Consider the following 13,985-nt stretch of genomic DNA (forward strand, 5'->3'; position numbering starts at 1 on the left):
GCGGTGCTCATCCCGGAGGCAGACCGCCGTCGAGCATCCGGGCCCGGGCGGCGAGGTCTCCCAGTTCGTGCTCGGTGAGAATGCGGTTGAGTTGGTGCCCGAGCAGGTATCGCGCGGAAGGTTCCGCCCGGCGCTGGAACTCCGCGAAGATCTCGTCCCAACTGTCACCGTCGCTCCCCATCTCGTCCCGGGCACGTCCGGCCAGGTCGTCGCGCAGCGTCTGGAAGATTCGCGCGATCTCCGGCAGCCGGAGAACCTCGTCCGGGTGCTGGCGGAACCACCAGGCGGTGGCCTTCGCCGGATCATCGATCAGGCGACTCAGGTACGTGATCTCGGCTTCCTCGGCCTCCCGTTCCCAGTCCCGGATCGTCTCCTGCCGACGCAGCTCCTCATGCCGCCGGACGACCTCCACGAACCGGGTCGGCGAGGAGACGCCGAGGCAGGTCGCCCAGGCGACGACCCCGGTGGACTCGACCTCCTTCTGTGCGCTCAGGGCGACCTCGAGTTCTCTGCGGACCCGGCTCGTCTCCGTGATCGGATACTGGCGGGTGACCGGACGGGTTCGGCGGTCGATGCCGGCCTGAGCGACCAGAAACGGATCGGGTACCGCAACGCCGTCCGCGATCCAGTAACGGACCGCGAGATGGACCTCGAATGGGAAGTGGTCGTTGCGGCTGACCGGCCGGAGGATGAGATTGGCGGTCGGAGCGGGCGCCTCAGGGGTTGCCGCAGAGTTCTCGGCCTCGTCCGCATAGCGCTGGAACCAGCGGTACATCTAAATGTCCTCCTCCGCGCCGGCCATGGTCGGCAGTATGCCGTCGAGTTGCAGGCGTACTTGCTGGAACAGATCGTCGAGCGGGCCTTCTCCGGCCATGTCCGGGTCGAGGGGGCGGGTGGCGTAGAAGAGCTGACCCACCCGGCGCAGGTCTGATCCCGCCGCGCGACAGAGCACCTGGACGGCCTCGCTTCTGCGGTCCGGGGACGTCCCGGCGAGCCGGAGGTACGACTGAACGAGACCGGCGACCGTCACCGCGGGTAAGCAGTCCAGCGATCTTCGCCAGAAGAGCAGGCCGGCGGTGGCCGACCCGGGACCGGTTCTTGCCACGTCGGCTCCGGACATGGCTCGGGTAGCCGCCTCGGCCGCTACCTCCGCGCGGCGCGGATCGCCGGCGCGGAACCAGTCGGCGAGGTACCGGAGGAACTGCCCGATGTCCATCTCGCCGGACAGGCGTACGACCGCTTCCACCACCGCGGTGATCACCTCGTTCTCGGGACCGCGGGCCAGGTGCTTGAGGCGGGTCATCGCCGCGGCCTGGTGAGAGACGTCCCACCAGCCAACTGCCTCCGCAAGCGCGGCGCGGAACCGTGCCGACTGGCTGCCGTAGTAGGAATGCTCATAGACGCGGTGGCGCATGTCGCGGCCGATGCGCGTGTGGAGGCAGGCGTCGCGGAGCAGGAGCACCGCGGCGGCCCGCCGTGCGGCGTCCGGCCGGGGCGACAGCCGCGTCCAGCGACGGGCCACCTCCACTGCGATCTGTCCGCTGTTGTCGCGGGCCGCCAGGGCGACGACGCGTTGAGTCAGACCGTCGAGATCGTTCACGGTCCGGGCGGCGATGACCGACGGGAGCTGGTTGAGCCATTCGATCAGGACAGGCCGTAGACCGGGGTAGTCACGCCACGCCAGATGCAGAAGTGCCGTCCCGAAGCCGGCCCGGGTGAATCTTGTGGTGTCCGCGTTCAGGGCGGCGCCGCCCACCGCTCGCAGCTCCGTGACGACATCGGTCCGTTCCAGGACGTTGATCGGTTCGACCGGGAATCGGCTCGTTCGCAGCAGCAGGTCCCGTGCCGCCACGATCGTGAGCGGAGCGGAGCCCTCCAGCATCGACACCGCCAGGAGCAGCGCTCGGCTGGCCGCGTCGTGGCACCGGCGCAGCTCCTCCCGAGCCTCCTCCCGCCAATCCGACAGGGCACCGCGAAGGTGCTGCACGATGTCCGCAGCGTCGGTGATGCCGGAATCGTGGGCCTGAACGGCGAGCTTCGCCAATCGGGCGGCTCGTGGCGGCCAGACGTCGTGCAGGCTCTTCCGGACCCATTCGTTCGTCACGAGCACATCGGTCAGGGAGGGGTGGAGTCGGTCCGCGTGGGCACGGAAGACCTGCTCGGCTGATGGTTTCCCCAACCTGTAGGTGCGTCCCGGGAACTGTTTGTGCGCTTCCTCGGCAAGGTCGTCCGGGATCGCCATCACCGCGACACAACCCGCCTCGGGCAGCCGGGCCTCCAGCACCCCGAGTTGCCGCAGGCGGTCGGTTGTTGCGGGACTGCTTCCCTGACCGGCGAAATCGAAGAAGAAGGCGACATCGGCGGCGCTGTTGACCGATTCTTCCAATTCCACCCCCTCGGTCTCCGGCTCCTGGAAGTCCAGGACGGCATGGGGTGCGCCGCGTGTATTGATGCGATCGACGAGATAGGCCGCCGTCGCGCGTTGACCGCAGTGGCGTTCAGCGGCCGGGCAGAGCAGCACCACAACCCGGTCGGTCGCCAGCCGCCACGCCATCTCTTCCAGGCCGTCCGGAGCCTGGAACCGGCGGAGCTGTTCGGCGAGGGTCTTCGCGGTGGTGTGGCGTCTTTTCAAGATCGAGGCCACCGCGTTGTTGATCGTTTGGTAGATCACGTCGCGTCCGGCTTGAACCAGGTCGCCGCTCACTTGCGTCAGGTGCTCGCTCTGGTCCACGTCACGGCCCGCGTGCACCCACGGAGGGACACCGGCCTCGTAGGTGCCGACGTCCGTGTCATCGTCCGGGTCCGGTGCTTCGTCGGGCAGCGGCACGTCGCCGATCACCGGGCATCCCGCCCGATCGTCAGGTTGCGGCCCGCCCGGTACTGATTCCCCTGGACGTTCGTGGTGTGGCTGGACTGGTCGACGTCCCGGCCGGCCACGACCCCGGGACGCGGTGCCTTCCGGCGCTCGCCCGGCGAGGGCTGAACAGCGATGGGTTCCTGGGGGAAGGCGCCGATCAACCCGGTCCGGAGGAGTTCGCCGGAGACAACCGGCACGTGCAGGAACGCGGTCGTCTTGAATGCCTTCCCGGCGATCTCCAGGGGGCACTCGACGAACTGGGAGGACTTGAGCCGCCGGGTGTGCCCGGCCGTGACGACGTCCGTCATGACCCGTTCCGACAGGGCGACGGCGAGCAGGGTCGCGTCGGGGTCGGACCGGTCCAGCAGGACGCGCAGCGGACCGGCGTCGACCAGCCGATGCGTAGTGATCATGGCGGTTCCGACCGGCGAGTCGACGCCGTCCAGCACCCGGGCCGGCCCGAGGTGCACGCTCAGCCGCATCCGGAGCCGCATCTGCCGCGCCCTGAGGCGGTCCGCCTTCTCCGCGAGCACCTTCTGAAGGCTGTCGAAGTACCGGTCGATCAGGCGGGTAAGGAACGCGGGCGGGAAGCCGATGAGATAGCCGTCCCCCGTGCTGTCCGGGAACATCCGCTGTTCCCACAGCTCCTCCAGCCCGCAGCGGTGGCAGGCGTCCTCGAGAACTTCGGGGATGAGGCGGGCCAGTTCGTCCTGCTGGCGGTCGTCATGGCGGCTGAACTTCTCGGCGTCGACCACCAGGATCGCGGTCAGGTCGGGCAGGTCGGCGGTTTCGTCGGGGCGGTATTCCGGCATCGGACTCTCCTCTGAACGCGGTCGCATCGAACAGATCCGATCCTTTGCGGCGGCGGGCGGGGGCGGTGTCCAGATTTGGACGTACGGCCGGTAAAGCGTCGGCCGTCACAGCTCACGACGGATCGCCTCCAGATCGAGGACGGTGATGTGTGATCGGGAGATGGACACCATGTGACGCCGCTTCCAGTCGGCGAGCACGGGCGTGATCGAGCTGCGCGCGAGGCCGAGTCCGCGCGCGATCTCGTCCTGTGACATGGGGACGGTCGGCGGGCCGGGGATCTCGGTGCGGCCGGCGCTGACGACCGTGAGGACGAGTGAGGCCAGCCGTTGCGCGGGCCGGCAGTGGGTCAGCTGCCAGGTGACCCGGGCGGCCTCCCGGGTCTTCGCCAGGATGTATCGGTCGAGGTGGCGGCGGTTCTGATGGAGGGCCGTCCAGGCGGTGAAGCGGGTGTCCGTGACGAGGCTGCCGAGGCAGGGTTCGATGGCGATCACGGAGGCGGACCGGGGCTCGCGGTCGCCGTAGCCGAATTCACCGAGGAGATCGCCGGGTCCCCGGATCGCGAGAAGAACCTCCGAGCCGGTTGCCGCGGTGTAGGTCACCCGTACCCGGCCCTTGATCAAAGCGACTACCCAGCTGCCCTCCTCGCCCTGCCTGAGGAGGTACTGGCCTGGCAGGTAGGTGCGCCGAACGCCACTCTCCACCAGCGCGGCCCAGTCCGAGGGCGACCAGCGTGTCACCTTATGTGGTTCTTCGTGCACGCTAAGTCATAGTTGTCGATGTCCGACGTCCCGACAAGGGGCTTGATCGCCGGGGTGGTGAAACGGTCGTAAACCCGGCGACGGAGTGTCATGGTGGCCGACTAGGCTTGGCCTTTGTCCGTAACGATGTCCTCAAGCCGGAGCCGCCCGCACATGACGACCATCGCGCTGCCGTCCTACGAAGACGCCACCAGCCGTTACGAGCCGGTGATCGGCTTGGAGACACACGTCGAGCTGGGCACGCAGACCAAGATGTTCTGCGGCTGCAAGACCGAGTTCGGCGCCGAGCCGAACACTCAGGTCTGCCCGGTCTGCCTGGCCCTGCCCGGTGCGCTGCCCGCGATGAACGGCGCGGCCATCGAGGCCACCATCAAGATCGGCCTCGCGCTGAACTGCGACATCGCCGAGTGGTGCCGGATGGCCCGGAAGAACTACTTCTACCCGGACATGCCGAAGAACTTCCAGACCTCGCAGTACGACGAGCCGCTCTGCGTGGACGGTTACGTCGACGTCGAAGTGGACGGCAAGACGTACCGGATCGGCATCGAGCGGGTGCACATCGAGGAGGACACCGGCAAGACCCTGCACGTCGGCGGGGCCACCGGTCGCATCCACGGCGCCACCGAGTCGCTCGTCGACTACAACCGGGCCGGCATCCCGCTGGTGGAGATCGTCACGAAGCCGGTCCCCGGCCTCGGTGACCAGGCGCCCGAGATCGCCAAGGCCTACGTCGCCGAGCTGCGCGACATCATCCGCTCCCTCGGCGTCTCCGACGTCCGCATGGAGCAGGGCTCGATGCGCTGTGACGTCAACACCTCGCTGAACAAGCCCGGCGAGGAGTGGGGCACCCGCACCGAGACGAAGAACGTCAACTCGCTGCGTTCGGTCGAGCGTGCCGTCCGGTCCGAGATCATCCGGCAGGCCGGCCTGCTCGACGTCGGCACCCGGATCTTCCAGGAGACCCGGCACTTCCAGGAGACCACCGGCGACACCCGGCCGGGCCGCTCCAAGGAGACCGCGACCGACTACCGCTACTTCCCCGAGCCCGACCTGGTCCCGATCGCGCCCGACCCGGCGTGGGTGGCCCAGCTCAAGAGCGAGCTGCCGGAGCGGCCGAGCGCCAAGCGGGCCCGGCTCCGCGAGGACTGGGGCATCTCCGAGCTCGACATGCAGTCGGTGGCGAACGCCGGCGCGGTGGAGCTGATCGAGGAGACCATCGCCGCGGGCGCGTCCCCGGCCGGCGCCCGCAAGTGGTGGATGGGTGAGCTGGCCCGCCGCGCCAACGAGCTGGACATCGAGCTGTCCACGGTCGGCGCCACCCCGGCCCAGGTCGCGGCCCTGCAGAAGCTCGTCGACGAGGGCAAGCTCAACGACAAGCTGGCCCGCGCGGTGCTCGAGGGTGTCGTCGCCGGCGAGGGCGACCCGGCCGAGGTGATGGCCGCCCGCGGCCTCGAGGTGGTCAACGACACCGGCGCGCTCACCGCGGCCGTCGACGAGGCGATCGCCGCCAACCCCGACATCGCCGCCAAGATCCGTGACGGCAAGGTGGCCGCGGCCGGTGCCTTGGTGGGCGCGGTCATGAAGACCACGCGGGGCCAGGCGGACGCCAAGACCGTGCGTGAGCTCATCCTCTCCCGGCTCGGCGCTTCTTAAGATCTTTCTGCGGTACGTCCGAAGCCCGGTCCCGCCACGGCGGTGCCGGGCTCACGGCATTCCGGGCGGGCGCATGACCGGCGTCCACGTGACGCCGTCGGTGATGGCGTAGGCCCGGTGGACCCGTCGCCGGAGCACCCAGACGGCCAGCAGGAGAACGAGGACGGCGGCGCCGCGCAGGCCGTGCAGGGCGATGTCCAGCTCCTGGATCCGCACCGCGTAGCCGGGCGAGCTCACCTCCAGCGAGGCGAACTCCTGGACGCCGAACGGGACGAGGAGCATCACGAGCCAGACCGGGATCGTCCAGTGCCAGATCGCCTTGGCGGGGTTCGGCACCCGGCCCCGTACGTGATCGACGGTCCGGGTCCGCCAGGCGACGAAGCCGAGCAGGTAACCGAGGATCGCCAGGAACCCGAGAAGGTCGATCCCCTTGTCGTTGGCGAGGCACCATCGCACCACCGCCGGCAGGGTGTCGCCGTCGAGCAGATACTGCCGGACGAACACCGCGTTCACCGCCGTCATGGTGTCGAACACGCATGCCACGACGGCTGTCAGGACCAGTGCGAGTGTGCCGAGTTCCCATCTCCGTGGCGGACGGTTCTCGGGAAAGAAGCGTTCGGTCATGTGGATTCCCCGTGGTCGATGTGCCCGCCGGAGACGTTAGTGGATCTCCCCGCAACCGCGCGCGTGGGTTAAATGCCTTTTTCGAGTCTTTTGTCAGCAATTAGAATAATCTGCCTCGGTGGCAATGCACTCAGTGGCGCTCCGCCGCCGGCGATGGACCGGTGCGGCGCTGGTCGCCGCCTCGTTGACCCTCGCCTTCCCCGCGGCTGCCTCCCCTGCCGCCGCCGTATCGGCAGGTGGCCTTCCCGCGGCCGCCGTGCCGGTCATGGGCGGCGACCGGCTCACCGTCGGCGGGCCCGGTGTGCTGGTCGACCTCAAGGGAGCCGGCAGCGTCACCTTCGACGTCTCAGCCGGCCGGCGTCTGACAGTCCTCGCCCAGCGCCGGACACTCACCGCCGCCGACAACACCGACCTGGTGATCCGGCGCGGCGGCACCCGGGTGGCCGAGGGCACCCTCATCACCACCTGGTCCTCGGTGAGCCTCGACTTCACCGCACCGGCGGCCGGCACCTACACGGTCGACATCCGGCCCCGCGCCGCCGATCGTGGCACCGTGCTGCTGAGCCTCGCCGGGGCGGCCACGGGCAGTCTGAGTCCGCGCGGTCCGGCCCACCTGGTCACCATCGCGCGGCCCGGTGAACGCGCCTTTCTCACTTTCGCCGCGACGTCCGGGCAGCGGCTCACCCTGGTCGCGCGCCGCGGGACGATCTCCCAGGACGAATACACCAACCTGGAGGTCCGGGGCCCGTCCGGTGGGGTGGCCACGGCCGGAGCGGTCGGGTACGAGGCCGACCACCGCACCCTCGACTTCGACGTCACCGAGACCGGCACCCACACCGTCGAGGTGAACCCGGACACCGACCGCACCGGCACGCTGACGCTCCAGCTGGCCGGAACCGTCACCGCCCGTCTCACCCCCGGCCGTCCCACCTCACTCCGGCTCGCCCAGGCCGGCGAACGGGCCTTCGTCACGTTCACGGCCGCCGAGTCCGAGCAGTTTCGCCTGACGATCCGCCGAGGCACCCTGACAACCGCCGAGCCGACCCGTCTCCGGGTGCGTACCCCGATCGGCCTCGATGTCGTCCACGCCGAACTGAACGCGACAAGGCCGTCCGCGGTGCTGGCCTTCAGCGCCTCGGCCGGCACCTACACCGTCGAGATAGATCCCGATGGCCTCGACGCCGGCACCCTGACCCTCGACCTCCGCAAAACCCCTTAGCCGGCTGTGTCGTATGGCCGTGCCGGGCCGACCAGCGGGCCAGGCCCGGCCGGCTGCCGCGGGCCCGCTGTCTCGGATGGTTGGAGACGGCGGTACGACACAGCTGGGGGTCAGCTGGGGGAGGGTGCACCAGCCGGCTGGGAGGACGCCGGCGCCGGGGTCTCCTCCGGTTCGAGGCCGACCACGTTGCGCTGCATCTCCACGTTGGACTCGCCGGTGCCGCCGAGCTGGATGTCGTCGTACGCCTTGAGCTCGCGGTTCTCGTCGAAGTAGAGCACCGACAGGCTCAGCGGGGTCGCCTCCTCCTTCTCCAGGCCGCGCAGGCCGGCGCCGCCCGTGGAGCCCTCCACCATGATCCGCGTGGTCACCGTGGGCTGGGCGGCGACCGGCGGCGCCGGGGCGGGGGAGGCCGAGGCCGACGGGTCGGGGGCGGGCGTCTCGGGAGGTGGCAGGAGGGCGACCGAGCGGCGGTGCTGGTGGCCGGAGAGAACGAGCGGGACCAGCCCGGACAGCGGCTGCGCCATCGCCGGGTCGTGCACCAGGGCGATGTCGACCTTCTTGCCGGAGCCACGGATGGTCTGCGCCAGGCGGTCACCGGCCGCGGACAACAGCTCCGGCCCGGATTCGTCGCCGGCCTCGTTGGACTCGCTCTTGTCCGGGGTGAACTGGGGGTCGCCGATGCCGGCGATGGTCAGTCCGTCGACCTCGGTGAGCCCGTTGTCGAGGACGACCGCGTTGCTCTGCGCGGCGACCGCGTTCTGAATGCCGATCGAGTCGTGGTTGCCGCGGACGAAGATGTAGGGGACCTGGATCGACGGGATGGACGAGACGTACCCGGTCTCGGCGCTGCTGCCCCAGTCGACGATGTCCCCGGTGTCGACGACCGCGTCGATCTCGAAGGTCTCCACGACGGTCCGGATGAGACCCCATGACGCCGGGTTCAGGTGCAGGTCGGAGACGTGCAGGATCCGCGTGGTGTTGCCGGCCGGCTCGTAGACCGGCAGCACCGAGATGGTCGAGTAGACCCGGCTGACGTTGCCGAGGATGGTCTGCAGCTGTTCGGCGTACCGCCCGTAGTTGTCGGCGATGCGCCGCGCGTCACCGACCACCGCGGGCGCGTTGATCAGCAGACCCTCGTAGCGCGGCTCACTGATCGAGTCGGGGCGCAGGGTGCCGGCGGCCAGGCCGAGGCTGCCACCGGTGACCACCAGCGCGGTGATCCCGGCCGCAGCCGTACGGCGGACGTCGCGGAAGACGAGCGCGGCGAGGATCAGCCCGCCGAGCACGGCCAGGCCCATGGTGCGCAACCCGAGGCGAGACACCCCGGCGACCACCTCGTCGACGGCCCGGTCACCGGCCGAGCTGATCGCCGCCGGGTTGTCGATCAGCGCCTCGGTGCGGCTCTGGTCGAGCGAGCCGAGATCCACCCGCAGGTGGATCGGGCCGCGGTGGCTGTCCAGATGCAACGATCCCAGCGGCGGGATGTTGATCTCGGTGCCGCCCTCGACCGAGGGGACGACCGACATCTCGGCGCTGAACGGACCCACATTGATGTCGGCACGAGCGAAGAGCATGACACCGATCAGCGAGCCCGCCACCGCGGTGAGCCCGACCGCGCCGGCCACCCGCACCCGGCGGGTCCATCGGTGCCGGAACACCCGCCCGGTCAGTGCGGCCGCTGATCGCCGACGACTTTGCCACGAGGGCCGGTCTTCCTTCATCGGGGCCTCACCTGCCCCATCGGGCTCGGGACGAAACAGTCATGGCCGTCAACTCCGGCCGGCGCCGCCGTCGGAGAAGACCAGCCGGAGGATGCGGTCGTCCTCGGGAGTCGGGCGGCCCGCCTCCTCCTGGTTGGAGGTGCCCACCCAGAACGACCCGTCCGGTGCGGCGACCAGCGAGCGCAGGCGGCCGTACTCACCGGTCAGCAGCTCCTGCGGACTGCCCAGAACCGTACCCCCGCCGGTGACACTGAGCAGCTGAACACGCTGTCCCAGCACACAGGCGGTGGCGACCATGGTCTCCACGACCCCGACACCCGCGCAGGAGGACGCCTCGGACGGCCAGAAGGCCAGCGGGTTGGTGAACTTCGGGTCGGTGCCGACGCCGTCGGTCTTCGGCCAGCCGTAGTTCTTGCCCTTCGTCACGACGTTGAGCTCGGCCGAGCGTGGCTGGCCGCGATCGGTCGCGTACATCCTCTTGGTCTTGTCCCAGGCGAGTCCCTGGACGTTGCGGTGACCGGAGGACCAGACGGGTGAGGTCTTGACCGGGTTGCCGGAGGCCGGCTTGCCGGCCGTGGTGATCCGCAGGATCTTGCCGCCCAGGCTCTTGGGGTCCTGTGCCTGGCCGCTGTCGGCGCTGCCGTCGCCGGTGCCGGCGTAGAGGAATCCGTCCGGCCCGAAGGCCAGGGCGCCGCCGTTGTGCTCGGCCGAGCGCGGGATGCCGGTCAGGATCGGCTCCAGTTTCCCGTCGCCGGAAAGCTTGCCGATGCGGTTGTCCTCGTCGGTGGAGTAGTAGACGAACAGGGTCTTGTCCGTCGCGTATGCGGGCGAGACGGCGATGCCGAGCAGGCCGCCGTCGCCGGAGGCGCGGACCTCGTCGAGCCGCCGCAGCTCGGCGACCTTGAGACCGCTGGACGTCGACTCGGGCCCGACCTTCAGGATGCGGGCGGTGTCGCGCTCGGTCACCACCGCCGAGCCGTCGGGCAGGAACGCGATGCCCCACGGCACCTCGAGTGTGCGGGCCAGGACGGTGATCGCGACCTCGCGCTCACCGTCGTCACCACCGGCTGTCGGCGCGGCCGACGGGCGTGGCAGGTTGGGCGGGGATCCGGCCTGATCCGGGCCGGGTGGCCCGAAGCTGCACCCCGCGGTCAGCGCCAGCAGAGCCACGGAGACGACCGCGGCTGCACGACCCCGGTGGAAGAGCACACCCGACCCCTTTCGACTATGCCGACCAGGGTAGCCGCGCCGTCTGACAGAACCGGGCCATCAATGCTCGCCCGCACCGACCGCGTGACCGCTTGCCTCCAGCACCAGCGGGAGATTGTCCCTGGTGACGCCGGTCAGACGGATGACGTTGCCGTTGTCGAGAAGGGCGGAGACCCGGCCGCGGGCGTCGGGGGCGAGCTCGGTGATCCGGCCGAACGGCACCCGGCTGCCACCGAAGAGGGCGCGAACGCGCAGCTCGTCGGGGTAGACGTCGGTGCCGGCCCGCCAGGCCCAGACCAGGACGGCGAGCGGGATCAGCAGCACGGGGCTCAGCGCCCAGGAGGAACCGGCGAGCGGGACCGTGCCGACGAGCGCGATCAACGCGGCGACCAGCACGGCGCCGGACTTGCGGACGCGGAGAACGGGACGACTGCTCACCCCCTCATCCTCCCACCCGGCCGGACCGATGGCGGGAGCGGACCCGTCCGTACCCCCGAGGAGTTGACCGTCGTCGCTGGATGGTCGACGATCCGTTCGTGGGATGACGACACGCCGTGCCGTAACCCGATCCGGGGACCGTCGTTGACCCGGTGCAGTTCCCTCTTGCTCCCGCCCCCGCGCTCCGGGCGATCCCGGGGCCCCAAGCAGAGGACTCGTCGATGGTCGCCGTGCTGCTCGCGTGGACGATCGGCTTCGCCGGTCTGAGTGCAGGCGCCGTCCTCATCCGCGCCGCCCTGGCGCTGCATCGTGCCGAGCGGGCGTTCGTCTCCTGTCGCGGCGCCGGTCTCGTCGGCATGGGCGCACTGTTCACCGCGCTCACCGGGCTGGTCCCGTGGTGGGCGCCGGAGCAGGAGTCCGCCTGGCTGACCGCCGGGCTGGCCCTGGCCGCCGCCTGTTTCGTCGCCGGTACCTCGCTGCTGCCCGGTGCGGCCAGCAACTGGGTGGTCCGGCTGCGCCGCGCCTACGACGGGGTGGGTCTCGGTGTGAGTCTGGGCTTCGCGATCTACCTGGTCCCGGCGGCAGCGAGCCGTCCCCGGGCGGTGCCCGCGCTGCTGATCGCGGCCGGTGCGATCGCGATCGTCACGGTGATCGTGCTGCGGGCCCGGCCCCGGCCGCGGGCGGCGGTCTGGTGCGGCGGAGGCACCACCCTCGTGATGCTCAGCCTCAGCGTCCTGGCGTTCGGTTCGGACGGCCCGGCGGCCGTGGTGGCCGGACTCGGTGTGGTGGCCGGGCTGACCGCCTCGGCGATCGGCGGTTCCCGGCGCGACCTGCCGCCCCCGCCGCTGGAGCCGCGACACCCGGATCAGTACCTGGCTAGCTATCCGCTGCTCGCGGTGCCGGCGGCGGTCGGCGTGGTGGCGGCCGTCTGGCACCTGCTGGCCGTCGAGGAGTTCGGCACCGAGGCGATCGTCTTCGGCCTCGTCATGGTGAGCGTGCTGGTCGTCCGGGAGTTGCTCGTGGTCCGCGACATCCGGCGGTACGCGGGCCGGCTGCGGGTCACCGAGGCGCACTTCCGCTCCCTGGTCGCGGGCGCGACCGACCTGACCCTGGTGCTCGACGAGCGTCTGACCGTCCGCTGGCAGTCACCGGCCGCGGCCCGGCTCTTCGGGCTGCGCGACACCGAGGTGATCGGCCGGGAGTTCGCCGAGCTGATCCACCCCGACGACGTGGCCGACGCGCAGGCGGTGATCGGTTCGGTGCTCGCCGGTGAGCACGAGGGCGGGCCGCCCGTGCTGGTCCAGGCCCGGGTACGCGACGGCGCCTGCCTGTGGCGCGACACCGAGTCGACCATCTCCGACCTGCGTCGTGTCCCGGAGGTGGCGGCGCTCGTCGTACACGTACGGGATGTGGGTGAACGCCGTCATCTGGAACGCACCCTGCACCGCCTCTCCTACCTGGACCAGCTGACCGGCCTGGCGAACCGCCGAGCCCTGATGCGGGACCTGCTGGGCATGCGCCGGCAGGCCGGGCAGCGCGGCACCCTGCTGGTGATCGACCTGCACGGGCTCGCCGAGATCAACGACTCGCGGGGCCGGGAGGTCGGCGACGCCGTGCTGATCGAGGTGGCCCGGCGGCTGCGCACCCTGATCGGTGACGAGGACGTCGCGGCGCGGCTGGGTGGCGACGAGTTCGCGGTGCTCACGCCGGCCTCCTCGGTTCCGGCGTACGCCCTGGCGAGCCGGATCGTGGCGGGGCTGGGCGAGCTGTATCCGCTTCCCGGCAACACCGCCGAGCTGCACTTCAGCGTGGGCCTGGCCGAGCTGGCCGGCGCCGCGGACTCCGACGAGGTGCTACGGCACGCCGACCTGGCCCGGCAGCGGGCCCGTCAGCTCGGCCGGGATCGCGTCGAGTGGTACGACCCGGACGTCGAGATCCAGCTGCACCGCCGGATGGAACTGGAGCAGCAGCTGCTCGGCGCGGCCGCCCGCGGTGAGCTGGACCTGGTGTTCCAGCCGGTCGCCGGGCTGACCGACGGCCGTCCGGCCGGGGTGGAGGCGCTGCTGCGCTGGCGGCATCCGCATCTGGGCCCGATACCGCCGCGGGAGCTGCTGCCCATCGCCGCGGCCCTCGGGATCACCGCCGAGCTGGACGAATGGGTCCTCGAAGAGGCGTGCCGCCGGATGACGGGCTGGTCGGTGAGCGACGACTTCTGGCTGTCGGTCAACGTCGGCCCGCGTGAACTGCTCACGGCCCGGTTCCCCGAGCAGGTGGCGACGACCCTGCGGCGGTACGGCCTGGCGCCGGAACGCCTGGTGGTCGAGGTGGCTGAGACATGGATCGCCGAGGACGTGCCGGCGATCGTGGCGGCCCTCACCGGGCTGCGCAGACTCGGCGTCCGCGCGGCTTTGGACGACTTCGGTTCGGGGCAGACGTCGCTGTCGCATCTGCGCCGCCTGCCGGTGGACATGCTGAAGCTGAGCCCGGCGCTGATGGCCGAGAAGTCGGTGGTCGACGTGGTGGTCAGTCTCGGCCGCCGGCTCGGCCTGGACATCGTCGCCAAGGGCCTGGAGACGGACGACGACATCAAGCGCGCCACCGAGGCCGGCTGCCGTTTCGGCCAGGGGTTCGCCCTCGGACATCCGGGCCCGGCCGAGCGCGTCGAGGCGTACCTCGACTCTCATCGAAGTTGA

At 70.6% G+C, this 13,985-nt stretch carries 11 protein-coding genes; 3 read left to right on the top strand and 8 right to left on the bottom strand.

All coding sequences use genetic code 11. The features are described from left to right. Window positions 1-7: 7 nt before the first annotated feature. From CLV67_RS06890 to CLV67_RS06905, 4 genes are all read right to left on the bottom strand, one after another. Complete coding sequence (locus CLV67_RS06890; protein ID WP_106316285.1) at window positions 8-775, bottom strand: hypothetical protein; 768 nt, start codon at window positions 773-775, stop codon at window positions 8-10. Further along, window positions 776-2,839 carry a hypothetical protein gene (locus CLV67_RS06895; RefSeq protein WP_106316286.1) on the bottom strand — a complete coding sequence of 688 codons (2,064 nt, stop codon included), beginning with the start codon at window positions 2,837-2,839 and terminating at the stop codon, window positions 776-778. Further along, entirely contained in the window at window positions 2,836-3,669 is an 834-nt protein-coding gene (locus CLV67_RS06900) for a hypothetical protein (protein WP_106316287.1), read from the bottom strand. Before CLV67_RS06900 ends, CLV67_RS06895 begins: the two co-directional genes overlap by 4 nt. Window positions 3,670-3,774: 105 nt before the next feature. Beyond that, window positions 3,775-4,407: a Crp/Fnr family transcriptional regulator gene (locus CLV67_RS06905; protein WP_170153762.1), complete on the bottom strand. Its 633-nt coding sequence runs from the start codon at window positions 4,405-4,407 to the stop codon at window positions 3,775-3,777. A 174-nt stretch (window positions 4,408-4,581) separates the two neighbouring features. On the opposite strand from CLV67_RS06905, the gene gatB reads away from it, so the two are divergent. Beyond that, complete coding sequence (gene gatB / locus CLV67_RS06910) at window positions 4,582-6,081, top strand: Asp-tRNA(Asn)/Glu-tRNA(Gln) amidotransferase subunit GatB (RefSeq protein WP_106316289.1); 1,500 nt, start codon at window positions 4,582-4,584, stop codon at window positions 6,079-6,081. Between the two features lie 51 nt (window positions 6,082-6,132). On the opposite strand, the gene CLV67_RS06915 is transcribed toward gatB, so the two are convergent. Then, window positions 6,133-6,705 carry a hypothetical protein gene (locus tag CLV67_RS06915; protein WP_106316290.1) on the bottom strand — a complete coding sequence of 191 codons (573 nt, stop codon included), beginning with the start codon at window positions 6,703-6,705 and terminating at the stop codon, window positions 6,133-6,135. A 118-nt stretch (window positions 6,706-6,823) separates the two neighbouring features. Here CLV67_RS06915 and CLV67_RS06920 point away from each other — a divergent pair, with 118 nt between their 5' ends. After that, the gene (locus CLV67_RS06920) at window positions 6,824-7,924 is read left to right on the top strand and encodes a hypothetical protein (RefSeq protein WP_146168998.1); all 1,101 of its coding nucleotides are present in this window, start codon (window positions 6,824-6,826) and stop codon (window positions 7,922-7,924) included. A 110-nt stretch (window positions 7,925-8,034) separates the two neighbouring features. Here CLV67_RS06920 and CLV67_RS06925 read toward each other — a convergent pair whose 3' ends face one another. Genes CLV67_RS06925 through CLV67_RS06935 form a run of 3 tightly spaced genes read right to left on the bottom strand, consistent with a single transcriptional unit; the run spans window position 8,035 to window position 11,292 of the window. Beyond that, a complete protein-coding gene (locus tag CLV67_RS06925; RefSeq protein ID WP_106316292.1) occupies window positions 8,035-9,645 on the bottom strand; it encodes a metallophosphoesterase family protein in 1,611 nt (536 codons plus the stop codon). A 48-nt stretch (window positions 9,646-9,693) separates the two neighbouring features. Then, entirely contained in the window at window positions 9,694-10,854 is a 1,161-nt protein-coding gene (locus CLV67_RS06930) for a PQQ-dependent sugar dehydrogenase (RefSeq protein WP_239165987.1), read from the bottom strand. Between the two features lie 60 nt (window positions 10,855-10,914). After that, complete coding sequence (locus tag CLV67_RS06935; RefSeq protein WP_106316294.1) at window positions 10,915-11,292, bottom strand: PH domain-containing protein; 378 nt, start codon at window positions 11,290-11,292, stop codon at window positions 10,915-10,917. A gap of 221 nt (window positions 11,293-11,513) precedes the next feature. On the opposite strand from CLV67_RS06935, the gene CLV67_RS06940 reads away from it, so the two are divergent. Beyond that, window positions 11,514-13,985 (top strand): putative bifunctional diguanylate cyclase/phosphodiesterase, encoded by a 2,472-nt coding sequence (locus CLV67_RS06940; RefSeq protein WP_106316295.1) that lies wholly within the window; start codon window positions 11,514-11,516, stop codon window positions 13,983-13,985.

The organism is Actinoplanes italicus (genome assembly GCF_003001815.1).
In the GTDB taxonomy this organism is placed as follows: domain Bacteria; phylum Actinomycetota; class Actinomycetes; order Mycobacteriales; family Micromonosporaceae; genus Actinoplanes; species Actinoplanes italicus.

Bases quoted from the DNA above. Each gene is read 5' to 3' on its own strand.
- CLV67_RS06940 (WP_106316295.1), top strand. From the start codon at position 11,514: ATGGTCGCCGTGCTGCTCGCGTGGACGATCGGCTTCGCCGGTCTGAGT.
- CLV67_RS06900 (WP_106316287.1), bottom strand. From the start codon at position 3,669: ATGCCGGAATACCGCCCCGACGAAACCGCCGACCTGCCCGACCTGACC.
- gatB (WP_106316289.1), top strand. From the start codon at position 4,582: ATGACGACCATCGCGCTGCCGTCCTACGAAGACGCCACCAGCCGTTAC.
- CLV67_RS06925 (WP_106316292.1), bottom strand. From the start codon at position 9,645: ATGAAGGAAGACCGGCCCTCGTGGCAAAGTCGTCGGCGATCAGCGGCC.
- CLV67_RS06915 (WP_106316290.1), bottom strand. From the start codon at position 6,705: ATGACCGAACGCTTCTTTCCCGAGAACCGTCCGCCACGGAGATGGGAA.
- CLV67_RS06890 (WP_106316285.1), bottom strand. From the start codon at position 775: ATGTACCGCTGGTTCCAGCGCTATGCGGACGAGGCCGAGAACTCTGCG.